Below are 21,343 nucleotides of genomic sequence, written 5' to 3' on the forward strand. Positions count from 1 at the left end.
TCCGTCCGTTCTCATGGCGTGCCGCCTGGCCTTTCGGCCGGCGCGCTCGAGAATTCTTTATGGCCGTGAGACTAGCACCGGCCTGGCCGAATGCCTTATTGGATTACTGCCGGACGGCATAAGTTTTCTGCTTTGCGGGAGGATTTCTAATGATCCGAAGCGCACCATTGACGTCTCAAGAAACAAGAGCGAGTTCTCATCGATGAACCTGTCAACGTTTCCCAATCTTCGGCACTTGCGCGTGTTCGAGGCGGTCGGGCGATTGCAGCGGCTGGGCCTGGCTGCCGCCGAACAGAACATGACGCAGCCCGCGGCGACCCAGGCCATCTGCAAACTCGAAGAGCAATTCGGCGCCACGCTGCTCACCCGCAGCCAGAACGGATCGACGCTTACCGAGGAAGGCAAAATGCTTGCGGCACGGCTGGCGCGCTTCTTCGACCAGATCAACGCGGCGCTCTCCGAACCGCTGCTGCCGGCCAACCGAATATCGGTCGAGCAGATCAGGAACCGGATCACCAGCGGACACTTGTGCGCCCTGGCGGCGCTCGCGGAAAGGGCCGGCATCGACAAGGCCGCCCAGGCCCTGGCTATTTCGAAGCCCTCCTTCCAGCGCATCGTGCGCGAGGCGGCGCGCATTCTTCACCGTCCGATCTGCCAGCGCACGGCGCATGGCATCGTGCTTACGCGTTTCGGCACGGAGCTGTCACGCCACATGAAGCTGGCCACGCTGGAGATCGAGGGCGCGGCCGAGCAGATTCAATCGATGTCGGGCCCCATCCAGGCATGCATCAAGATCGGCATCCCGCAGTTGGGGAACTCGGTCTTCCTCGGCACGGTGCTGAGCGAGCTCATGAAGAAGCATGGCGAGATCCAGCTTCTGGTTACCGAGCGGCCGAAAGACGTCCTGCTGCAGGAACTGCACTTCGGCACGCTGGACATTATTTACGGCACGCTGAGCGAAACCGACATCGGCAACGACTTCGTTGAGGAGTCTCTGTTCCGCGATCCCTATTGCCTCGTCGTTCGGACCGGCCATCCGCTGACCGGCGCAGCCAGGATTTCTGTCGGCGATCTGGCGAAGTACAAATGGATCGTGCCCCGGGTCGGGTCCTTCAGGCGCGGCATTTACGAAAGCCTGTTCGCCAGGCATGCCCGGAAGCCGAAGACCGCCATCGAGACCACATCGCTGAACATCCACTTATCGCTGCTGCAGACCAGCGACTACGTGACCTTGATGAAACACGAGGAGATCATGCTCCACGAGCGCCTTGGCACCCTGATCACGCTGCCCCTGCCGCTCAGGAATCTGCACGGAACCGTCGGCATCACCACGCGCGCGGGCTGGCATGCGACGCAGGCCCAGTCGCATCTTCTGGAAATCATGCGCGAACAGGCGGCCCGAATGCCGCCCGCGACGCCTCATGCGGCGCGACGCGCGCGAATGCCGCGCGGGGATGCCTCCATCTGAAAAAGAATGCCCCGCCGGCGCTCCGGCGGCGACCGCATCGGCCATTCAATCCGTCATCGCGGACGCCCGTCCAGTACGCCCCTCACCACCTCGTTCGCCGCAGCCAGCCCCATCCCCGCCGTCACCATCACCACCGAGCCATACCCCGCGCAAGACAAGCCCTGCGGCGCCTCTCCCGCGCGCGCCGAGTCCGCAGCGGCCCATACCGCGGGCAAGGTGGCAGCCTGGTCCACCCACAACGCCCGCACCTTCATCTTGGGCACGCGCCGCGCTACCTTGCCCCCCGCCGCGCCCGCCTTCGGGAACCCGTGCTGGCGCCGCAGCTGATTGCGTATCTTCGCCAGCAGCGCGTCGTTCGCCGCCTCCGACAGATCCCCCGCCCGCAGCGCCAGCGGATCGGTCTTTCCTCCCGCCCCGCCGCACACCACCAACGGCATCCCGCTGCGCCGCGCATGCAGGATCATCGCGATCTTCGCCGACACCTGGTCCGTGCAATCCACGATGGTTCCCGCCCCCGCCAGCAGCGCTTGCGCGTTATCCGGACCGAGAAAATCGTCCACCAGTTCCAGTTCGCACAGCGGGTTGATATCGCGGATGCGCTCGGCCATCGCCTCGACCTTCGACTGCCCCAGCGTGCGGCCCAGCGCATGCACCTGGCGATTGATGTTCGACTCGGCGATATGGTCCAGATCGATCAGCCTCAGCGCTCCCACGCCACACCGGGCCAGCGCCTCGGCCGTCCACGCGCCTACGCCGCCCAGGCCCACCACGGTCGCGCGGGCGGCACGCAGCGCCTCCAGCGCGCCCGGCCCATAGAGCCGGTCGATGCCGCCGAAGCGGCGTTCGGTATCGAAATCGCAGGAATTCATCATCGAGACTCCGCCCCACGGGGGCACATCCAACGGCGAGAGAAACACCGTACGCCGCCCTGGCGGCGCGGAAAAGCGCCGATAGTAGCAGGCGGGCGTCGCCGGGCGGGCCTTCGCGGCGAGGCATCGCAAGAGTAGAATCGGAGCACGACACGACTCCAACACGAACACAATAGCCGGCGGCCCCGTCCCGCACCGGCGTGCCTCACGACTTGCCCGACACCCAGCCGCACCTCCCCTCTCCCGCCCCCGAGCCGCCCCGCCCAGAGCTCGAGGCGGACGCGGGCGCGCACGCCGCGCCGCTGGACAATACCGGCGTTGCCATTTTCTGTTGCCTGGCCATCCTCACGCACATGGCGTTGACGGGCGGGCGCGTCACCGTCGCCCTGGGCGCGCTCGCGCAGGGCGCGTCCAGTTTCACGGTGGGCATCCTGATGGCGCTGTTCGCGCTGGTGCCCATGCTGATGTCGGTGCACGCCGGCCGCTGGGTGGACCACGTGGGCGCGCGCCGGCCCATGGCCACGGGCGCCGGCCTGCTGATCGCAGGCAGCCTGCTGCCCGCCATCCTGCCGCACACCTACGTGCTGTTCGCATCCAGCTGCCTGACCGGCATAGGCTGCTTGGTGTTCCAGATCGCGGTGCAGAACCTGATGGGCTTGCATGCGGGTCCCGACCGCCGCATCGTCAACTTCTCGCGCCTGTCGCTGTCGATGTCGATTTCCGGCTTCGGCGGACCGCTGGTGGCGGGCCTGGCGATCGACAACCTGGGCCTGCGCTGGGCATTCTGCCTGCTGCTGATCGGCCCGCTCGCCGCACTGGCCGTCTACCTGCGCCAACGCGACCGGCTGCCGCCTCCGGCCAGCGCTCCCGTCCAGGCCGCGCCGGCGCAGATCCGCGACCTCCTGGCCGCGCCCATCATGCGGCGCGTGCTGATCGCCACCGCGCTGCTGTCGGGCTCGTGGGACCTCAACTCCTTCATGGTCCCCATCTTCGGCACGTCCATCGGCCTGTCCGCCACCACCATAGGCGTGATCCTGTCGGCCTTCGCCGTCGCCACCTTCGTCATCCGCATACTGCTGCCGTGGATCCAGCGCCGCCTGGCTCCCTGGACGCTGCTGCGCACCGCCATGTTCGCGGCCAGCGCGGTCTACGTCGCCTATCCGTTCTTCCGCGACGTGCCCGTGCTGATCGCGCTGGCCTTCGTGCTGGGGCTCGCGCTCGGCAGCGGCCAGCCCAGCCTGCTGGCGCTGCTGCACGCGCACGCCCCGCACGGCCGCGCCGCCGAAGCGCTGGGCCTGCGCATGGCCATCATCAACGGCGGCCAGTTCGCGCTGCCGCTGGCTTTCGGCAGCCTGAGCGCGCTGGCCGGCATCGGCCTGCCGTTCTGGACCGTGGCCGTCCTGCTGCTGGCCGGGGGCATCTTCAACCGCGCGCCGCGGCCCGGCCGTGGACGCGGCGCCTGAACGCCGCCCGCCGTCGCAAGGCAATCCCCCGCTTCCCGGCATCATGCACGCATCCGCTCCCGACCTGCCCCTGCTCACGCCCGCCCAGCGCCAGGCATCGATCGGCGCCGCGCTGACGGGCTGGAACGGCCACGACGACGTCTGGGTCTTCGCCTACGGCTCGCTGATCTGGAATCCCGGCTTCTCCGTGGCCGAGCGCCGCATGGCGCGCGTGAGCGGGCACCACCGCTCGCTGTGCCTGTGGTCGCGCGTGAACCGCGGCACGCCGGCCAATCCTGGGCTGGTGTTCGGCCTCGACCGCGGCGGCAGCTGCCGCGGCTGCGTGCTGCGCGTGGCGGCGGCCGAGGTTCCCGCCATCTTCGCCGCGCTGTGGGACCGCGAAATGATGACGGGCGCCTACCTGCCGCGCTGGCTGCGCTGCCTCACGCCGGCAGGGCCGGTGCAGGCCCTGGCCTTCGTCATCGACCGGCGCGGCTCCGGCTATGCCGGCGCGCTGGAAGAAGCCCGCCTGCTGGCGGCCATCCGCGGCGCGCACGGACGCTACGGCGCCTGCGTGGACTACGTGCTGGATACGGACCGCGCGCTGCGCGATCACGGCATCCGCGACCGCCAACTGGAAAGGCTGGCGCGGCTGCTGGCGCCGCTCGCAGGCGCGCCGGCCGACCCGGTATAGTTGGGGCTGCACCTTTTTTCCGTTCGATCATGTCCATCGCCGACATCCGCCTGAACTACCAGCAAGGAGCCTTGCTGGAAGCCGACGCCCCCGCGTCGCCCATCACGCTGTTCGGCGCCTGGTTCGGCCGCGCCGTATCCGACAAGCTGCTCGACCCCAACGCCATGTCGCTGGCCACGGTGGACGAACGCGGCCGGCCCGCGGTGCGCACCGTCCTGCTCAAGGGCTACGACGAGCGCGGCTTCGTCTTCTATACCAATTACCATTCGCGCAAAGGGCGCGACCTGGCCCACCTGCCCTACGCCAGCCTGCTGTTCTTCTGGCCGGCGCACGAGCGGCAGGTGCGCATCGAAGGCCGGGTGGAACTGGCGGCGCCGGAAGAGTCGGACGCCTACTTCCACAGCCGCCCGCTGAGCTCGCGCATCGGCGCGTGGGTGTCGGAGCAGAGCAGCGAGATCCCCAATCGCGACCTGCTGCGCGAACGCGAGGCGCGCCTGCTCGCCGAATTGGGCGAGCATCCGCCCCGGCCCGAGCACTGGGGCGGCTACCGCGTCGTGCCCGACTCCATCGAATTCTGGCAAGGCCGCCCCTCGCGCCTGCACGACCGCCTGGTCTACCGGCCGGAACCGGAAGGCGCTTGGCGCATCGTCCGGCTGGCCCCTTGAAGCAATGACTCGGCAAGACCGCACGCCCGACGACCGCGAACCGCAAGACGCGGAGAACGGCGGCGCTTCCCAAGGGTCGTTTTTCGACGATGCGCCCGCGCCCGCCAAGCCGGCGGCGAAGCGGCAGAAGACGATTCCGGCTGCCGAGCATCCCGCCGCGCTGCGCGCGCTGGGAGAAGGCAAACCGCCGGGCTTGTACCTGGGCACCTCGTCGTGGTCTTTCCCGGGATGGGAGGGCATCGTCTATGGCGCCAAGGCCAGCGAATCGCTGCTCTCGCGCGAGGGGCTGCCGGCGTATTCCGCGCATCCGCTGCTCAACAGCGTCAGCCTGGACCGCACCTTCTATGCGCCGCTGACGGCCGAGCAGTACGCGCGCTACGCGGCGCAGGTTCCCGACGGCTTCCGCTTCGTGGTCAAGTGCCCGAACCTGGTCACCGATGCGGTGCAGCGCGACGACCGCGGCGCGCCCACCGGCCCCAATCCCAGCTTCCTGGACCCGGTGCTGGCCGCCGACCATTTCGTCTCGCCCTGCCTGGAGGGCCTGGGGAACAAAGCCGGACCGCTGGTCTTCCAGTTCTCGCCGCTGCCGCCCGAGATCCTCGGCGATCCGGCGGGCTTGGTGGCGCGGCTGGGGGATTTTCTGGCGGCGCTGCCGCCGCTGCCCGCATCCGAAGGGCACGTCCGGCCTTTCTACGCGGTGGAGTTCCGCGATCCGCAAGCCGTTACGCCGCGCATGATGAAAATGCTGGCCGAGCGCGGCGTGCGCTACTGCGTGGCCATCCACGCGCGCATGCCGTCCGCGGCCCGGCAGATGCAGGCCGTGGCGGCGACCGGGCCGGGGCCGCTGGTGGTGCGTTGGAGCCTGCTGGCCGGGCAGCGCTACGAAGCCGCCAAGGCGCGCTTTTTCCCGTTCGACAAGATCCAGGTGGAAGACCCGGAGACCCGCCGCGTGCTCGCCGCCGCGGCGCGCGCCGCGCAGGCGGCCGGCCAGCCGGCGTGGATCGTCGCCAACAACAAGGCCGAAGGCTGCGCCCCGCGCACGCTGGAGCTGCTGGTAGGGGAAATCGCGGCGCCGGCCGGCTCGCAAGGCTAGAATGGGGGTTTCCGAGCCACATCGGCTGCGCGGCCCAGCAAGCCGGCGCGCCGCCCTCCCTGGATGCCAGCAGCTCTTCCGGACTTCGACTCCTCCGCTTTCCGTTCCGCCCTGGGCCGTTTCGCCACCGGCGTGACCGTGGTTACCGCCGTCCATCCCGACGGCCACCCGCTCGGCCTCACGGTGAGCTCCTTCAATTCGGTATCGCTGGCTCCGCCGCTGGTGCTATGGAGCCTGTCGCTGACGTCGAGCTCGCTGGCCGCGCTCGAGGCGGCCAGCCACTACGCCATCAACGTGCTGGCGGCCGATCAGATCGACATCGCCAGGCGCTTCGCCACGCGCGGCAACGCCGCCGAGCGTTTCACCCAGCTCGCGTGGCGCCCGGGCGCCAGCGGCGCGCCGCTGCTCGAGGGCTGCACCGCCTGGTTCGAATGCCACAACCGCAGCCGCTACCGCGAAGGCGACCATTGCATTTTCGTCGGCGAAGTGGAACGCTGCGGCCATACGGATGCCATGCCGCTGGTGTTCCACGCCGGCGGCTTCGACCTGACCCCGCAACGCCCCCGCAAAACGCCTTCCACGCCCTGATCCGCCATGACCCTGCTCCCGCCCCTGCGCCGTGCCGCCCTGCTCCTGCTCTGCACCCTGCCGCTGGCCGCCTGCAATTATTTCGGCTCGTCGGACGACGACGGCGGTGGCGGCGGCAACAGCGATGCCCAAGGCATCTGGAATGGCTCGCTGACCAGCGACACCCTGGCGCTGCACATGCTGGTGGCGCCCAATAACGAGTTGTGGGCCATGTCCTGGAGCGAGCAGTACACCCAGGTGCGCCGCATGACCCGAGGCACGGGCTCGCTCAACGGCAAGAGTTTCTCCGGCACCGGAACCACCCTGGGGACCGGCGACACCACCGCGGAAAACGCCACGATCACCGGCACGGTCGCCACCGGCGCCAGCTTCGACGGCAACCTGGGGCAGAACGTCACGTTCACCTCGACCTTCAACAGCCAGTACAACAATGCCTTCGAACTCGGCAGCTTCGCGGGCACCTGGCAAGGGCGGGACAGCACCAACTCCGCCGTCAACTTCACCATCCAGTCCAACGGCGACCTGGAAGCGCGCTTCACCATCAGCGGCCGGCCCGACGATTGCATCGTCCGCGGCGCGCTGGCCAAGCCGTCTTCCGGCAAGAACTACGCGACGCTGTCGGCAAGCTTCGGCAACGCCACCAATTGCCTGAGCCAGCATGCCGGCGCTTCCATGCAGGGCGTGGCGATGCGCTTGACCGAACAAGACAAGCAGCCGCTGCTGCTGGTCATGGCGACCAACACGGGCAAGACGGCGGGATGGTTTGCCTATGCGCGCCTGAACGCGGCCGAGGTCGACGACGAGACCGAGACCGAGACCGAGACCGGAACCGAAGACAAAGCCGAATAGCGCGTGAATCCCGGCCGGGCGCTCAAGCGCCCGAGCCCACCGCGGCGCGGTCCAGGCGGTCGCGCACGGCGGTCCATTCCGGACCGGCCGGCGGCTGTTCGAAAATCAGCAGGTCCAGCCCCTTGCCGTCGAACGCGCGCAGCGTCGCATACAAGGCCTGGGCATAGCGAGCGGGCTCGGCGGGCGCCTCGATCCAGGCCGCCGCTCCGCCCGGGTCGCGCACGGACCACACCCCTACCTCCTGGCCGCGCGCCGTGGCTGCGGCGATCTCGGCCCGCAATTCGGCGCCGCCCGCCAGCCTGAGCGGCGTGCGCGGCGCATAGTGCGCCGACAGCGAACCCGACACGCGCGGCACGTCGCGGCGCGCGTCCATCTCGGCGCGGGTCAGCACCACCGTGCCGAGCACCGCCGACAGTTCGACCGGGGAAATATGGCCGGGGCGCAGCAGGATGGGAATCTCGCTGGAAACGTCGACGATGGTCGATTCGATGCCGACGCCGCAGGCGCCGCCGTCCAGCACCACCGGCACGCCTGTGTCGAACTCGTCGGCCACGTGCTGCGCCGTGGTCGGGCTGACCCGGCCGAAGCGGTTGGCCGACGGCGCCGCCAACCCGCCGCCGAAAGCCTTGAGCAGTGCCTGGGCGACCGGATGGGCGGGACAGCGCACGCCCACCGTGTCCTGGCCGCCGGTCACGGCATCGAGCACGCCGGTCGCGCGCGGCAGGATCAAGGTCAGCGGGCCGGGCCAGAAAGCGGCCATCAGTTTGCGCGCGGCCGCCGGCACCCGCACGGCCCAGTGCGACAAGTCGTCGCCCTCGGCCACGTGCACGATGACGGGATGGTCGTTGGGCCGCCCCTTGGCCGCGAAAATGCGCGCAACCGCCTCGGCGCTGGACGCGTCGGCAGCCAGCCCGTAGACCGTCTCGGTAGGCATGCCGATGGGCTGGCCGGCGCGCAGCAGCGCGGCGGCCTCGACAATGGCCTCGGGAGTCGGCGGCAGGATGCGCGCGGGCACGGGGCTACGGGAAGGCGATGCCCAGCACGGCCGCCGCATGGGCGGCGCTGCGTCGGGCCTGCTCAGAATCCAGCCCGAGGCAGGTGACGTGGCCCATCTTGCGTCCCGGCCGCGCGTCGGTCTTGCCGTACAGGTGCAGCTTGGCGGTGCCGGTCTGCAGCAGCTCGCTCCAGGCCGGCTCCGCCTGGCCGCCCTGCGTGAACCAGGCATCGCCCAGGATGTTGAGCATGACGGCCGGCACCATCTGGTTGGACAGGCCCAGCGGCATGCCCGCCAGCACCCGCACCTGCTGCTCGAACTGGCTGGTGACGCAGGCGTCGATGCTGTAGTGGCCGCTGTTGTGCGGACGCGGGGCGATCTCGTTGACCACCAGGCGATCGCCCGCCAGCACGAAGAATTCCACGCACAGCACGCCGTGATAATCCAGCCCGGCGGCGACCTGCAGCGCGGCGGCGGCGGCGCGGCGCGCGATATCGGCCGAAGCGCGCGGCGACGGCGCGGTGGTGATCGCCAGAATGCCGTCGCGGTGCACGTTCTCGGCCACGGGGTAGGTCATGACTTCGCCGTCGAAGCCGCGCGCCACCACCACCGAGACTTCGAACTCCAGCGGCAGCATGGCTTCGAGCACGCACGGCACGCCGCCGAACGACGCGAAGGCGGCGCGGGCCTCCGCGGCCGACGCGACGCGGGCCTGGCCCTTGCCGTCGTAGCCCAGGCGGGCCACTTTGAGAATGCCGGGGAACAGCGAGGCCGGCGCGGCCTCGATGTCGGATTCGGCGCGGATCTCGGCATAGGGCGCGACCGGCACGCCTATCGAGGCGATGTAGCCTTTCTCGGCGATGCGGTCCTGCGCGATGGCCACCGCGCCCGCTGCCGGGCTGACCTGGCAGCGCTCGGCCAGCTTCTGCAGGCTGGCGGCCGGGACGTTCTCGAATTCGGTGGTCACGGCCCGGCAGCGCTCGGCCAGCTGCGCCAGGCCCGCTTCGTCGTCGTAGTCGGCGCGGATGTGCAGGTCGGCCACGGCGCCCGCCGGACACGAGGCGATCGGGTCGAGCACCGCGACGCGATAGCCCATGCTCTGGGCCGCATGGCAGAACATGCGGCCGAGCTGGCCGCCGCCGAGCAGGCCGAGCCAGTCGCCCGGCTGGATCTTGCGCACGTTCGGCTTGTCCGTCATGCCTGGCCTCCCGGCGGCAGCGCCATGGCGCGCGCGGCTTCGGTCTGGCGGGCGCGGAAAGCTTCGAGCTTCTGGCGCAGCGCCGGATCGGTACAGGCGATGTTGGCGACGGCATGCAAGGCGGCGTTGGCCGCGCCGGCCTCGCCGATGGCGAAGGTGGCGACCGGCACGCCCTTGGGCATCTGCACGATGGACAGCAGGGAATCCTCGCCGCGCAGGTACTTGGACGGGACCGGCACGCCGAACACCGGCACCGCGGTCAGCGCGGCCATCATGCCCGGCAGGTGGGCCGCGCCTCCGGCGCCGGCGATGATCGCGCGCAGGCCGCGGCGGGTCGCCTCGGCGCCGTACTCGACCATGTCGAGCGGCATGCGGTGCGCCGAAACGACGCGCGCTTCATGCGGGACGCCGAATTCCTCGAGGATGGCGACCGCGTGTTTCATGATTTCCCAATCGCTGGAAGACCCCATCACGATGCCGACTTGCACCGGCTGGGGGGAAGAAGAAGGAGTGGACATGGTGGACCTTGCGGGCGTCCGCGGCCGCAAGGCACGGGACGGACATCTAAAGCGGGGATTTTAACCCGCCGCCGCCGCGCCGGCATGGCCGGCTGCGCACAGGCGCGGCCCGGCCGTGGCGCCGCAGGCCGGCCATGCCCCGAGGGTGTCCGTTTATCCCAACAGCGCGTTCACCGCCGCGCCGCCCCCCACCAGCCAGACGAACAGCGCGCCCGCCAGCACCAAGGGCTTCAGCCCGGCGCGGCGGATCGCGCCCACGTGCGTGGTCAGGCCCAGGGCCGCCATGGCGATCGCCAGCAGCAAGGTATCGAAGTCGATCAGGGCCGACTTCATCGGCGCCGGGATCTGCACCAGCGAATTGAATGCCACCATGGCGATGAAGCCGACCGCGAACCACGGGATGCACAGGGCCGCCAAGCCGCGCGGCCCGCCTTGCTCGCCCGCGCGCGACTTCGCGCCGTCCCAGAACAGCCAGGCCGACAGCGCCATCAGGAATGGCGCCAGCATCATCACCCGCACCATCTTGGCGATGACGGCGGTGTCGGCGGCCTCGGTACCCACTGCCCGCGCAGCCGCGATCACCTGCGCCACCTCGTGGACGGTCGAGCCGATGTACACGCCGAAGCCGTGCGTGCCGCCAGGCAGCAGATGCCCGCCCAACTCGTACATCAGCGGATACAGGAACATGCCCAGCGTGCCGAACACCACCACCGTCGCCACCGCCACGGCGACCTGGTCGGCCTTGGCCCGCACTACCGGGGCGGTCGCCATCACCGCGGCGGCGCCGCAGATCGCGCTGCCTGCGCCGATCAGCCAGGCCGAGCTGCGGTCCATCCGGAATACCCGCGTGCCGAGCAGCCAGGCCAGTCCGAACGTGGACAGCAGCATGATCGCGTCGATCGCCACGCCCGCGGCTCCCACCCCGCCGATGTCCTGCCAGGTCAGGCGCAGGCCGTAGAGCACCACGCCGGCGCGCAGCAAGGTCTGCTTGGCCACGCCGACGCCGGGCGTGGCGGCGGCCGCGACGCGGGGGTAGACCGTATTGCCGGCCACCATGCCCAGCACGATGGCGAGCGTCAGCGCGCTCAGGCCGCGGCTGGCGAACATGTCGAGATTACCCAGCAGCACCGACGCCACACCGATCGCGCCGGCCAGCAGCAGGCCGGGGCCCGCCTGCCTGCAAAAGCGCATGGCGGCCTGCCCGGGGGCAGGCGTCGATATGGAAGAAATCGATGGATAAGGCATAAGCTAATAACTTCTGGAATTAATGCCATCACTCTACCCATCGAAATCGATCCACGGAAACGGTTTATTTTTGTATATTCAACCTACAAAACAGGTTGAAAACATTCATGGACACATTGCGTCTGACTTTGCGGCAACTGCAGATTTTTGCCGCCGTTGCCGCGGCCGGCAGCACCAGCGCGGCGGCCTCGGCCGTCTCGCTGTCCCAGTCGGCCACGAGCGCCGCCGTCAACGACCTCGAGCGCGCGCTCGACATGGCGCTGTTCGACCGTGTGGGCAAGCGGCTCGTGCTCAACGACAACGGCCGCGAGCTGCTGCCCCAGGCGCGCGAACTCCTGGATCGCGCCGCCGCCATCGAACGCTGGGCGCAAGACGGCCAGGGCCACGTCGGCCTGTTGCGCATAGGCGCCAGCACCACCATAGGCAATTACGTGCTGCCGGCCCTGCTGGCGGGTTTCCAGCGCGACCTGGAAGCCTCCGGCCAGCCGCGCTGGACCGCCCACGTCGCCATCGCCAATACCCTGGCCATCGCCAACCAGGTCGTGAATTTCGAACTCGACCTGGCCCTGGTCGAAGGCCCCTGCGAACAGCCCGAGCTGACGGTGGAGCCCTGGCTGGACGACGAGCTGGTGATCGTGGCCGGCGCGGGCGATCCCATCGTGCCGCCCGAGCGGGAGATCGTGGGCACCGGGCAGCTGCGCAACGCCACCTGGCTGCTGCGGGAGGAAGGGTCGGGCACGCGCGAGACCATACGCGAAGCGCTCACGCCGCACCTGCATCACATGAAATCGGGCATCGAGTTCGGCAATTCGGAGGCGATCAAGCGTGCCGTGGCGGGGGGATTGGGCATTACCTGCCTGTCGCGCTGGGTGGTGGGCGACCTGATCGAGAGCGGCGAGCTCATCGAACTGCGCACCGACCTGCCGCGGCTGGCCCGCAGCTTCTACCTCATCGCCGACGCCCGCAAACGCGCCACCCCGGGGGTGCGCCGGCTGCTGGACTACCTGCGCGGCTACGCGCGCGATCCCGTGCGGCGTCCGCCCATGCCGCGCCAGCCAGCTCCGCCAAAATGAAGCACAATCTCTTTTTGCACATCGCTACATAGGACTTCCCGGCATGGATGTCACGCTCGCCAATTTCGAGCGCGAGGTATTGCAGGCCTCGCGCGACGTACCCGTCCTGGTGGACTTCTGGGCGCCGTGGTGCGGCCCCTGCCGCTCGCTGACGCCCATCCTGGAAAAGCTGGAACGCGATTACGCCGGCCGCTTCAAGCTGGTCAAGGTCAACGTCGACGAAAACCAGCAGCTGGCCGCGCACTTCCAGGCGCGCAGCATCCCGCTGGTCGTGGCCCTCCTGGACGGACGTCCGGTGGACCAATTCACCGGCGCCCTGCCCGAAGGCCAGATCCGCGCCTTCATCGACCGCCTGCTGCCGCTGCCCCACGAGCAGGAGCACCAGCAAGCCATGGCCGCCATGCAGGCGGGCGACGTCGCCACCGCGGAAAAGCACCTGCGCGCCGCGCTGGTGCTGGACGCCGGCTACGATCCCGCGCGCATGGACTACGTCGAGCTGCTGCTGACCACGGGCCGCCCGGAAGACGCCAAGGCCCAGTTCGAGTTGCTCACGCCCCAGGCCAAGGCCGAGCCCCACTACGCCAACCTGGAAACCGCGCTCAACGCGGTCGAACAGGCCCAGGACTCCCCCGAGGAAACCGACCTGCTGGCCCGCATCCAGCAGAACCCGGACGACCTGCAGGCGCGCCTGGATCTCGCCAACAAGCGCATCGCCCGGCGCGCGTGGGCCGGCGCGATGGACGAACTGCTGGAAATCGTCCAGCGCGACCGCGGGTTCCAGGAAGAGATCGGCAGGAAAACCATGATCGCCGTATTCGACATGGCCTCCGCCCAACCCGAACTCGTCTCCCAGTACCGCCGCAAACTGTCGACTGTATTGTTCTAAGCCCCTGCGCGCTTACGCGCCCCGGGGGCGAAGTTTTTATCCCAGGGCACAGCGGATCCGGCTCCGCCGGTCCGCCAGTGCCGCCCCCTGGGGGGCGCGCGTAAGCGCGTACGGGGGGGCCCTACTCTATTTTGATGCCGCTCTCGGTCACGACCTTGCCCCAGCGCAGCGTTTCGTCATGCACCAGCTTGGCCAGGTCCGCCGGCGACGAGGCGGCGGGCTCGGCGTAGACGCCGGCCAGCTTGTCGGTCACCGATTGGGTCTTGGCGCCTTCGGCCACCTGGCGGGAGAGCCAGTCCACCACCGCGGGCGGCGTGCCCTTGGGAGCGAAGAGCGCGAACCATCCGCCCGATTCGAGCCCATCGACGCCGGCTTCGGCGAAGGTGGGAATATCGGGTGCGAAACGCGAGCGCTGGGTGCCGGTAACGGCGACCGCCTTGATGCGGCCGTCCTTGACCAGCGGCATCGCCGGCGGCATGCCCGCCACGACCAGGTCCAGTTCGCCGCGCGCCAGCGCCGGCAGCGCCTCCGCGAAACTGCGGCTGTACGGGATGTGCAGCAGCTTCAGGCCGTAGCGGCTCTCCAGGTAGGCGGCCATCAGATGCAGATTGGTGCCCACTCCCGGCGTGCCGTAGCGCAGTTCCTTCTGTTTGGCCAGCGCGATGAATTCCTGCGGGGTGGACACCGGCAGCTTGGGCGCCGCCAACAGGATGTTCTGGATGCGCGCCAATAGCGCGACCGGCGCGAAATCCTTTTCGGGATTCACCCGCCATCCCGGATACAAGTGCGTCAGGATGCCGTGCGTATCCTTGCCGCCCAGCAGCAGCGTGTAGCCGTCCGCCGTCGCGTCGGCCACGGCCTCGGTGCCTATCTTGCCGCCGGCGCCGAGCCGGTTCTCCACCACGAAGGCCTGTCCGGACTGCCGTCCGAGCTGCTCGGCGTAGACCCGCGCGATCAGGTCGGGCCCGGTGCCCGGCCCATAGGGCACGACGATGCGCACGGGGCGCTCGGGGTAGGAAGGTGAAGGTTTCTGCGCCGCGGCCGATGCGCATACGAACATGGCTGCGACCGCGCAGCGCGCGATGAATCGATGCATGAATGTCTCCTCGTAAAACGCACGCCGCAGTCGTCGAGTGTCGTATCCGGTATGCGTAGCCATGATGCTAAACCTCAAAAGCTCAAAAATCTATACTTTTGATTTTTATGAGTCTAGAATGACTGCGCTGATCGAACCGCAGGAGCATCATGGCACGCCTACCCCTCACCATCGCCACCTGGGACTACGACCGGGTCCGTCCGCTGCTGGACGGCCGCGTCGAGGTCGAAGGCTGCGACATCAACTATCTCCCCATGCCGGTCGAGGAATGCTTCCACCGCGCCTACTTCCACGGGGAATTCGACGTCGCGGAAATCGGCTTCAGCCCCTTCCTGATCGCGCTGTCGCGCGGCATCGCGCCCTACGTCGCGCTACCCGTGTTCCTGTCACGCACCTTCCGCCACTCGGCCATCTACATCCGCAATGACCGCGGCATCGCCAGCGCGGCCGACCTGCGCGGCAAGCGCATCGGCCTGCCGGAATACCAGATGTCCGCGGTGCTGTGGGTGCGCGGTTTCCTGAAGGACGAATACGGCATCGAGGCGGACGACATCACCTGGGTGCAAGGCGGATTGGAGCAGTACGGCCGCAAGGACAAGTTTCCGCTCAACCTGCCGCCCGGCTTTCCGCTCGAGAGCGCGCCCGAGGGGCGCTCGCTGTCCAGCCTGCTGGCGCAGGGCGAGCTGGATGGCGTCATCTCCGCGCGCGCGCCTTCCTGCCTGACGCAAGGGCACCCGCACGTGCGGCGCCTCTATCCCGACTACCGCGCGGTCGAGCAGGACTACTACGCGCGCACCGGCATGTTCCCCATCATGCACGCGCTGGGCGTGCGCAAGGAGCTCGCGCAAGCCCATCCGTGGCTGCCGGCCAGCCTGTACAAGGCCTTCGTCCAGGCCAAGGAAATCGCGGAACGCGACCTGCGCGAGGTCACCGCGCTGAAGATCGGCCTGCCGTGGGTGACGGCCGAGCTGGAATCGACCGAGGCGGTCATGGGCAAGGACTTCTGGCCCTATGGCGTGGAGGCCAACCGCAAGACGCTCGATGCCATGGCCCGCTACTCGTACGAACAGGGACTTGCCGTGCGCAAGCTGGAGGTGGACGAGCTGTTCGTCCCGAGCACGCTGGACCTGGTCCACATCTAGGAGGCTGCCATGCCCGCCCAACTGATCTGCTGCTCGCACAGTCCGCTGATGATGGCGGACATCGAGGCGTCCGAGCCCGAGGGCCAGCGCGCCTTCTTCGACACCATGGACGCCGTCTCCAAAGAGGTCCATGCATTCTCGCCCGACTTGGTCGTGTGCTTCGGTCCCGATCACTTCAACGGGTTTTTCTACGATCTGATGCCCGCCTTCTGCCTGGGCATGGCGGCGCACGGCACGCACGACTGGGGGCTGCCCGGCGGCCCGCTGCGCGTGCCCGCCGACCTGGCGCTCGACTGCGCCCGCGCGCTGCACCGGCAAGACCTCGATGTGGCCGTGTCCTACGACATGTGCGTGGACCACGGCAATGCGCTCTCGCTGACGCAGCTGACCGGCGCGCTGGCGCGCTACGACGTGCTGCCGGTCTTCCTGAACTGCGCCGCCGATCCGCGCCCGTCGATGCGCCGCTCGCGCCTGCTGGGCGAGGCGGTCGGCCGCTTCCTGGCCGACCGCGGCCTGCGCGTGACCTTCATCGGATCGGGCGGCCTGTCGCACGATCCTCCCACGCCGCGGCTGCGGCAGACGCCATCGGACATCGCCCAGCGGCTGATCAAGCGCCACACGCCCTCGGCCGAAGAACTGGCCGCGCGCGAGGCCCGCGTGATCCAGGCCGGCCGCGACCTGGTCGCCGGCAAGGGTCCGTGCATGCCGCCCGACCAGGAATGGGACCATGACTTCATGTCGCGGCTGTGCGCCTGGGACGTCGAAGCGCTGGACGCCATGGACGATGCGCAGATCGACCGCAAAGGCGGCTTCGGCGGGCACGAGATCCGGACCTGGGTCGCGGCGGCGGCCGCCGCGCGCGCCATCGCCGCCCACCCCATGCAGGTGCGCTACTACCACGTCATTCCCGAATGGCTCACCGGCATGGGCATCGTCACGGCCGGCTGAACACGACGCAGAATCCACCAGGAGGCAGCATGTCCCAACCCGAGCATTCCACCGGCTGCGCCCCGAGCGGCGAGGTCGAGATCTTCTACCGCCGATTCGGCACGCCGGGCGCCACGCCGCTGCTCATCGCCCACGGCCTGTCGTACATCTCGTACGACTGGACCGGCATCGCGCAGGAATTGGCGAGCGACCGCGAAGTCGTGGCCATCGACCTGCGCGGCTTCGGCGAATCCGGACGCAGCCCGCAGCGCAACTATGAACTGCGTGACTTCGCCGGCGACATCGTCGCCGTGCTCGACCACCTGCAATGGCCGCGCGCCATCCTCGCGGGCCACTCCATGGGCGGCCGCATCTGCCTGTGCACGGCGCATTGGCATCCCGAGCGGGTGGCGGCGCTGGCCTGCCTGGACTTCGCGCCCGACGTGGCCGCCGCCGGCCGCCGCAACGTCGCCCTGCGCATCGGCAACCAGCCCGACTTGTTCGAATCGGTGGACCAGGCCATGGCCTACCACGGCCTGCCCGCCGGCCTCCCGGCCGATGCGCCCGAGCGCAAGCGCTACGAGGCTTTCCTGAAACCCGTGGCGGGCGGCTACGAACTCAAGCGCGACCTGCATTTCCGCGACAACTTCCGCCAGACCCTGCAGGGCAAGCCCGCTCCCGCACCCGCCGGCCTGGACCTGTGGGCCATGGTGCGCGAGCTGTCCATGCCAGCGCTGTTCGTGCGCGGCAGCCGGTCCGACATGTTCGAGGCGCCGACGATGGACAAGCTGCGCCAGGCCAACCCGCATGCCCGCGTCGAGCAGATCGACGCCAGCCACGACCTGGCCGGCGACAACCCGCACGACCTGGCGCGCGTGCTGCGCGCGTTCATCGCCCCGCTCTGATTCGCGGGCCCGCGCCCGCCACCGGATACGACAACGATCAAGGAGGAAGACATGTCCCACGAAAAACTGCTGCCGCGCCATCGCGACCTCTACTACGGCGGCGCCTGGCACCGCCCCGAGGGCGGCTACGTCGATTCGTTCAGCCCGTCCACGGGCGAGAACCTCGGCCCCTGCGCGCAGGCCAACCGCGCCGATGTCGATGCCGCGGTGCGCGCGGCGCACCAGGCCTACCGTTCATGGCGGCGCACCGCGCCGGGCGAACGCGCCGCGGTGCTGCGCCGCATCGCCGAGACGATGCGCGAGCACCGCGAGGAGCTGGCGATGATCGACGCCATCGACTGCGGCAACCCGGTATCCGCGCTGATGAACGACGTCGACATCGCCACGCAGCTGATCGATTATTTCGCCGGCCTGGTCTACGAATTGCGCGGCTCCACCATCCCGATGGGCGAAGGCGTGATCGACATGACGGTTCGCGAACCCTACGGCGTATGCGCGCGCATCGTCGCCTACAACCACCCGCTGATGTTCACCGCCAGCCGGCTGGCTGCGGCCGTGGCGGCGGGCAACACGGTCATCATGAAGCCGCCGGTGCAAGCGCCGCTGTCGGCCTATCGGCTGATGGAACTGATCGACGGCATCGCTCCGCCCGGAGTGATCAACGTGCTGTCGGGCGGCACGGAATGCGGCCAGGCGCTGGTCGATCATCCGCTGGTGCCCAAGGTCACGCTGATCGGCAGCATCGCCACCGGCAAGGCCATCGCGCGCGGCGCGGCGGAGAACCTCAAGAGCGTGAGCCTGGAGCTGGGCGGCAAGAACGCGCTGGTCATCTACCCGGACGCCGACCTCGACCGCGCCATCAAGGGCGCCGTGGCGGGCATGTGCTTCACCTGGTGCGGCCAGGCTTGCAGCTCGACCACGCGGCTGTTCGTGCACGAGTCGGTCTACGACCAGGTGGTGCAGGGCGTGCTCGAAGGCGTGCGCGCCTACGCGCCGGGCATCCCGACCGACAAGGCCACCAGCATGGGCGCCATCGTCTCGCGCGAGCAGTACGACAAGATCATGCACTACATCGAGCTGGGCAAGCAGGAAGGCGCGCACCTTGCCGCGGGCGGCAAGCACCCGGCCGATCCGGCGCTGGCCAAGGGCTACTTCATCGAGCCCACGGTGTTCACCGGCGTGACCATGGACATGCGCATCGCGCGCGAAGAGATCTTCGGCCCGGTGCTCTCCATCCTCAAGTGGTCGGACGAGGACGAGATGTTCGACCAGGTCAACGCGCTGGAATACGGCCTGGCGGCGGGCGTCTACACCACCCGCCTCGACACGGCCCACCGCGCCGTGGGCCGGCTCGAAGCCGGCTACGTCTGGGTCAACAACGCCGCCAAGCACTTCTTCCCCGCGCCCTTCGGCGGCTACAAGCAATCGGGCAACAACCGCGAAGAGTCCTTCGAGGAGCTGGTGTCCTACACGCAATTGAAGAACGTCTACATCACGCTGTGAACCACGAGGAAGAGACAGGCATGAACTTCGATCAATTGAAGAACGTCAAAGTCGAGATCGCCGACGGCATCGGCTGGGTCACGCTGAACCGCCCCGACAAGCGCAACGCGATGAGCCCGGACCTGCACTTCGAAATGGTGGACGTGCTCAAGGAACTGGCCGAGGAACCGGCGGTGCGCGTGCTGGTGCTGACCGGCGCCGGCGAGAGCTGGTGCGCCGGCCAGGACATCGGCCTGTTCTTCCGCGCGCTCGACGACAAGCCCAGGCAGCGCCACCTGGCGCGGCTGGCCAACCACGAATGGCGCTGGACGCTGCTGAGCAGCTTCCCCAAGCCCACCATCGCCATGGTCAACGGCCACTGCTACGGCGGCGCCTTCGTGCAGTTGTTCGCCTGCGACTTCGCCGTCGCCGCGGACGAAGCGCAATTCGGCCTGTCAGAAGTGAACTGGGGCATTCTGCCCGGCGGCCTGGTCGGCAAGGTCATCGTCGACGGGCTGGCCTATCGCGACGCGGTCTACTACGCCATGACCGGCGAGCCCTTCGACGGCAAGGCGGCCGCGCAGATGCGGCTGGTGACCGAATCCGTGCCGCTGGAGCGCCTGCGCGCGCGCACGGTCGAACTGGCGAGCACGCTGGCGCGCAAGAATCCGCAAACCCTGCGCACCATCAAGGAAAGCCTGCGCCTGGTGCGCGGCATGAGCGTGGACCAGGCCGCCGACTACCTGCTGGCCAAGGAACGCGAAATGCGCTTCATGGACAACGAAGGCGGGCGCGAGCAGGCCATGACGCAGTTCCTGGACGACAAGACCTACCGCCCCGGCTACGGCGAGTACCAGCGGGGCGCGCAGTGAGCGCGCCCGCCCGGCCGCCCGAAGGGCGCGCGTCCTCCCCCGGGGAGGATGCCGCGCAGCGACAGGAGGGCACGCCAATGAGCGCGGCGGGCGGCGACGTGCTGCAGGGCGTACGGGTGCTGGAGCTGGGCAACTTCATCACCGGCCCCTACGCCGGCATGCTGCTGGCCGACCTGGGCGCCGACGTGATCAAGGTCGAACGCCCGGAGGGCGATCCGTTCCGCGCCTTCCGCGACGGCCAGTACAGCCCCAACTTCGTCGCCTTCAACCGCAACAAGCGCAGCGTCCGCCTCGACCTGGGCAGCGCGGCGGGACGCGACGCGCTGCTGCGGCTGATCGATACGGCCGACGTGCTGATCGAGAACTTCCGTCCGGGCGTCATGGAAAAAATGGGACTGGGATGGGAGACGCTGCACGCGCGCCGGCCGTCGCTGGTCTACTGCGCCATCGGCGGCTTTCTGCCTGGCAGCCGCTACGAAGGCCAGCCCGCTTTCGACACGATCGGCCAGGCGCTCAGCGGCATGCTCGACACCTTCCTGGATCCGGACCGCCCGCAGGTGCGCGGCCCGACCATCTCGGACCAACTGGCCGGCATGTACGCCTGCTACGGCATCCTGGGCGCGCTGTACGCGCGGCAGGCCGGCGGGCCCGGGCGGCGCGTGGACGTCAACATGATCGAAGCCTCGATGTCCTTCATGCCGGACTTCTTCGCCAGCCATACGCGCGAAGGCACGCGCATGAACTCCACGACGCGCGCGTCGTACTCGCACAGCTTCGCCTTCGAATGCGCCGACGGCGCGCGCATCGGCCTGCAGCTCTCGTCGCCGGGCAAGTTCTGGGAAGGGCTGCTGCGCGCGCTGGAGATGCCCGAACTGCGCGACGACCCGCGCTTCGCCAGCCGCTCGGCGCGCATCGCCAACTTCGACGCCTTGTCGGAGATCCTGCGCGAACGCTTCCGGACGCGGCCGCGCGGCCACTGGCTGGATGCGCTGCGCGCCGCCGACGTGCCCCATGCGCCGGTGCTGACCGTGCCCGAGATCGTCGATGACCCCGAGTTCCGCGCCGCCGGCAGCTTCCACGACCTGCACCATCCGGCCATGGGAGCGGTGCGCGCGCTGAGCCGGCCGGTGCGCTACGACGGCGAGCGCCCGCCCAGCCGCTACGCGCCGCCCATGCTGGGCGAACATACGGCCGAGATCCTGGCCGAGTGCGGCCTGCCGCCGGCGCAGATCGCCGCGCTGGAGAACGGGCGTCCCGGCTGAATGCCCACTTGCCCTGACGGTACGCCATACAACCCCATCCGCGCATCCGGCACCGAACCGGACGCATAGAGGAGA

The 21,343-nt window shown here is 69.1% G+C and carries 21 protein-coding genes; 15 read left to right on the plus strand and 6 right to left on the minus strand.

The annotated features are described in order from the left end of the window. Positions 1–202: 202 nt before the first annotated feature. Positions 203–1,468 carry a LysR family transcriptional regulator gene (locus tag PIGHUM_RS13255; protein WP_281279079.1) on the plus strand — a complete coding sequence of 422 codons (1,266 nt, stop codon included), beginning with the start codon at positions 203–205 and terminating at the stop codon, positions 1,466–1,468. Positions 1,469–1,521: 53 nt separating this feature from the next. On the opposite strand, the gene PIGHUM_RS13260 is transcribed toward PIGHUM_RS13255, so the two are convergent. Then, positions 1,522–2,340 carry a tRNA threonylcarbamoyladenosine dehydratase gene (locus PIGHUM_RS13260; RefSeq protein WP_124080084.1) on the minus strand — a complete coding sequence of 273 codons (819 nt, stop codon included), beginning with the start codon at positions 2,338–2,340 and terminating at the stop codon, positions 1,522–1,524. 197 nt (positions 2,341–2,537) lie between these two features. Here PIGHUM_RS13260 and PIGHUM_RS13265 point away from each other — a divergent pair, with 197 nt between their 5' ends. From PIGHUM_RS13265 to PIGHUM_RS13290, 6 genes are all read left to right on the plus strand, one after another. After that, the gene (locus PIGHUM_RS13265; RefSeq protein WP_246013171.1) at positions 2,538–3,800 is read left to right on the plus strand and encodes an MFS transporter; all 1,263 of its coding nucleotides are present in this window, start codon (positions 2,538–2,540) and stop codon (positions 3,798–3,800) included. A 43-nt stretch (positions 3,801–3,843) separates the two neighbouring features. Then, entirely contained in the window at positions 3,844–4,473 is a 630-nt protein-coding gene (locus PIGHUM_RS13270; RefSeq protein ID WP_124080085.1) for a gamma-glutamylcyclotransferase, read from the plus strand. Positions 4,474–4,499: 26 nt separating this feature from the next. Next, positions 4,500–5,138 carry a pyridoxamine 5'-phosphate oxidase gene (gene pdxH / locus PIGHUM_RS13275; RefSeq protein ID WP_124080156.1) on the plus strand — a complete coding sequence of 213 codons (639 nt, stop codon included), beginning with the start codon at positions 4,500–4,502 and terminating at the stop codon, positions 5,136–5,138. A gap of 4 nt (positions 5,139–5,142) precedes the next feature. Continuing rightward, a complete protein-coding gene (locus PIGHUM_RS13280) occupies positions 5,143–6,231 on the plus strand; it encodes a DUF72 domain-containing protein (protein WP_124080086.1) in 1,089 nt (362 codons plus the stop codon). Positions 6,232–6,294: 63 nt separating this feature from the next. Further along, on the plus strand, positions 6,295–6,819 hold the full coding sequence (locus PIGHUM_RS13285; protein ID WP_124080087.1) for a flavin reductase family protein: 525 nt from the start codon (positions 6,295–6,297) through the stop codon (positions 6,817–6,819). A gap of 6 nt (positions 6,820–6,825) precedes the next feature. Beyond that, positions 6,826–7,668: a hypothetical protein gene (locus PIGHUM_RS13290; RefSeq protein ID WP_124080088.1), complete on the plus strand. Its 843-nt coding sequence runs from the start codon at positions 6,826–6,828 to the stop codon at positions 7,666–7,668. A gap of 22 nt (positions 7,669–7,690) precedes the next feature. Here the strand turns inward: PIGHUM_RS13290 and PIGHUM_RS13295 are convergent, their stop codons facing one another. The 4 genes from PIGHUM_RS13295 to PIGHUM_RS13310 form a co-directional block, all read right to left on the minus strand. After that, positions 7,691–8,722, minus strand: a complete 1,032-nt coding sequence (locus PIGHUM_RS13295; RefSeq protein WP_124080089.1) for an L-threonylcarbamoyladenylate synthase — start codon at positions 8,720–8,722, stop codon at positions 7,691–7,693. Next, on the minus strand, positions 8,688–9,860 hold the full coding sequence (locus PIGHUM_RS13300) for a 5-(carboxyamino)imidazole ribonucleotide synthase (RefSeq protein WP_124080090.1): 1,173 nt from the start codon (positions 9,858–9,860) through the stop codon (positions 8,688–8,690). The genes PIGHUM_RS13295 and PIGHUM_RS13300 overlap by 35 nt, the downstream gene beginning before the upstream one ends. Next, a complete protein-coding gene (gene purE / locus PIGHUM_RS13305) occupies positions 9,857–10,378 on the minus strand; it encodes a 5-(carboxyamino)imidazole ribonucleotide mutase (RefSeq protein ID WP_124080091.1) in 522 nt (173 codons plus the stop codon). Before purE ends, PIGHUM_RS13300 begins: the two co-directional genes overlap by 4 nt. 153 nt (positions 10,379–10,531) lie before the next feature. Next, the gene (locus PIGHUM_RS13310) at positions 10,532–11,569 is read right to left on the minus strand and encodes a YeiH family protein (protein ID WP_246013184.1); all 1,038 of its coding nucleotides are present in this window, start codon (positions 11,567–11,569) and stop codon (positions 10,532–10,534) included. 161 nt (positions 11,570–11,730) lie between these two features. Between PIGHUM_RS13310 and PIGHUM_RS13315 the strand changes: the two genes are divergently transcribed. Together PIGHUM_RS13315 and trxA are read left to right on the plus strand one after the other, a co-directional pair. Next, positions 11,731–12,696 carry a LysR family transcriptional regulator gene (locus tag PIGHUM_RS13315; RefSeq protein WP_342773198.1) on the plus strand — a complete coding sequence of 322 codons (966 nt, stop codon included), beginning with the start codon at positions 11,731–11,733 and terminating at the stop codon, positions 12,694–12,696. 43 nt (positions 12,697–12,739) lie between these two features. Then, on the plus strand, positions 12,740–13,582 hold the full coding sequence (gene trxA, locus PIGHUM_RS13320) for a thioredoxin (RefSeq protein ID WP_124080093.1): 843 nt from the start codon (positions 12,740–12,742) through the stop codon (positions 13,580–13,582). Positions 13,583–13,703: 121 nt separating this feature from the next. Here the strand turns inward: trxA and PIGHUM_RS13325 are convergent, their stop codons facing one another. Next, entirely contained in the window at positions 13,704–14,678 is a 975-nt protein-coding gene (locus PIGHUM_RS13325; protein WP_160142255.1) for a Bug family tripartite tricarboxylate transporter substrate binding protein, read from the minus strand. A 149-nt stretch (positions 14,679–14,827) separates the two neighbouring features. Between PIGHUM_RS13325 and PIGHUM_RS13330 the strand changes: the two genes are divergently transcribed. From PIGHUM_RS13330 to PIGHUM_RS13355, 6 genes are all read left to right on the plus strand, one after another. After that, complete coding sequence (locus tag PIGHUM_RS13330; protein ID WP_124080095.1) at positions 14,828–15,820, plus strand: ABC transporter substrate-binding protein; 993 nt, start codon at positions 14,828–14,830, stop codon at positions 15,818–15,820. Positions 15,821–15,829: 9 nt separating this feature from the next. Continuing rightward, on the plus strand, positions 15,830–16,768 hold the full coding sequence (locus PIGHUM_RS13335) for a 3-carboxyethylcatechol 2,3-dioxygenase (RefSeq protein WP_124080096.1): 939 nt from the start codon (positions 15,830–15,832) through the stop codon (positions 16,766–16,768). 29 nt (positions 16,769–16,797) lie between these two features. Further along, positions 16,798–17,652, plus strand: a complete 855-nt coding sequence (locus tag PIGHUM_RS13340; RefSeq protein ID WP_160142256.1) for an alpha/beta fold hydrolase — start codon at positions 16,798–16,800, stop codon at positions 17,650–17,652. A 51-nt stretch (positions 17,653–17,703) separates the two neighbouring features. Continuing rightward, positions 17,704–19,155: an aldehyde dehydrogenase family protein gene (locus tag PIGHUM_RS13345; RefSeq protein ID WP_124080098.1), complete on the plus strand. Its 1,452-nt coding sequence runs from the start codon at positions 17,704–17,706 to the stop codon at positions 19,153–19,155. Between the two features lie 20 nt (positions 19,156–19,175). Then, complete coding sequence (locus PIGHUM_RS13350; protein WP_124080099.1) at positions 19,176–20,006, plus strand: p-hydroxycinnamoyl CoA hydratase/lyase; 831 nt, start codon at positions 19,176–19,178, stop codon at positions 20,004–20,006. Between the two features lie 77 nt (positions 20,007–20,083). After that, positions 20,084–21,268 (plus strand): CaiB/BaiF CoA transferase family protein, encoded by a 1,185-nt coding sequence (locus PIGHUM_RS13355; RefSeq protein ID WP_124080100.1) that lies wholly within the window; start codon positions 20,084–20,086, stop codon positions 21,266–21,268. Positions 21,269–21,343: the final 75 nt, after the last annotated feature.

It is taken from the genome of Pigmentiphaga humi, from assembly GCF_900606115.1.
GTDB classification, from domain to species: Bacteria; Pseudomonadota; Gammaproteobacteria; order Burkholderiales; family Burkholderiaceae_B; genus Pigmentiphaga; species Pigmentiphaga humi.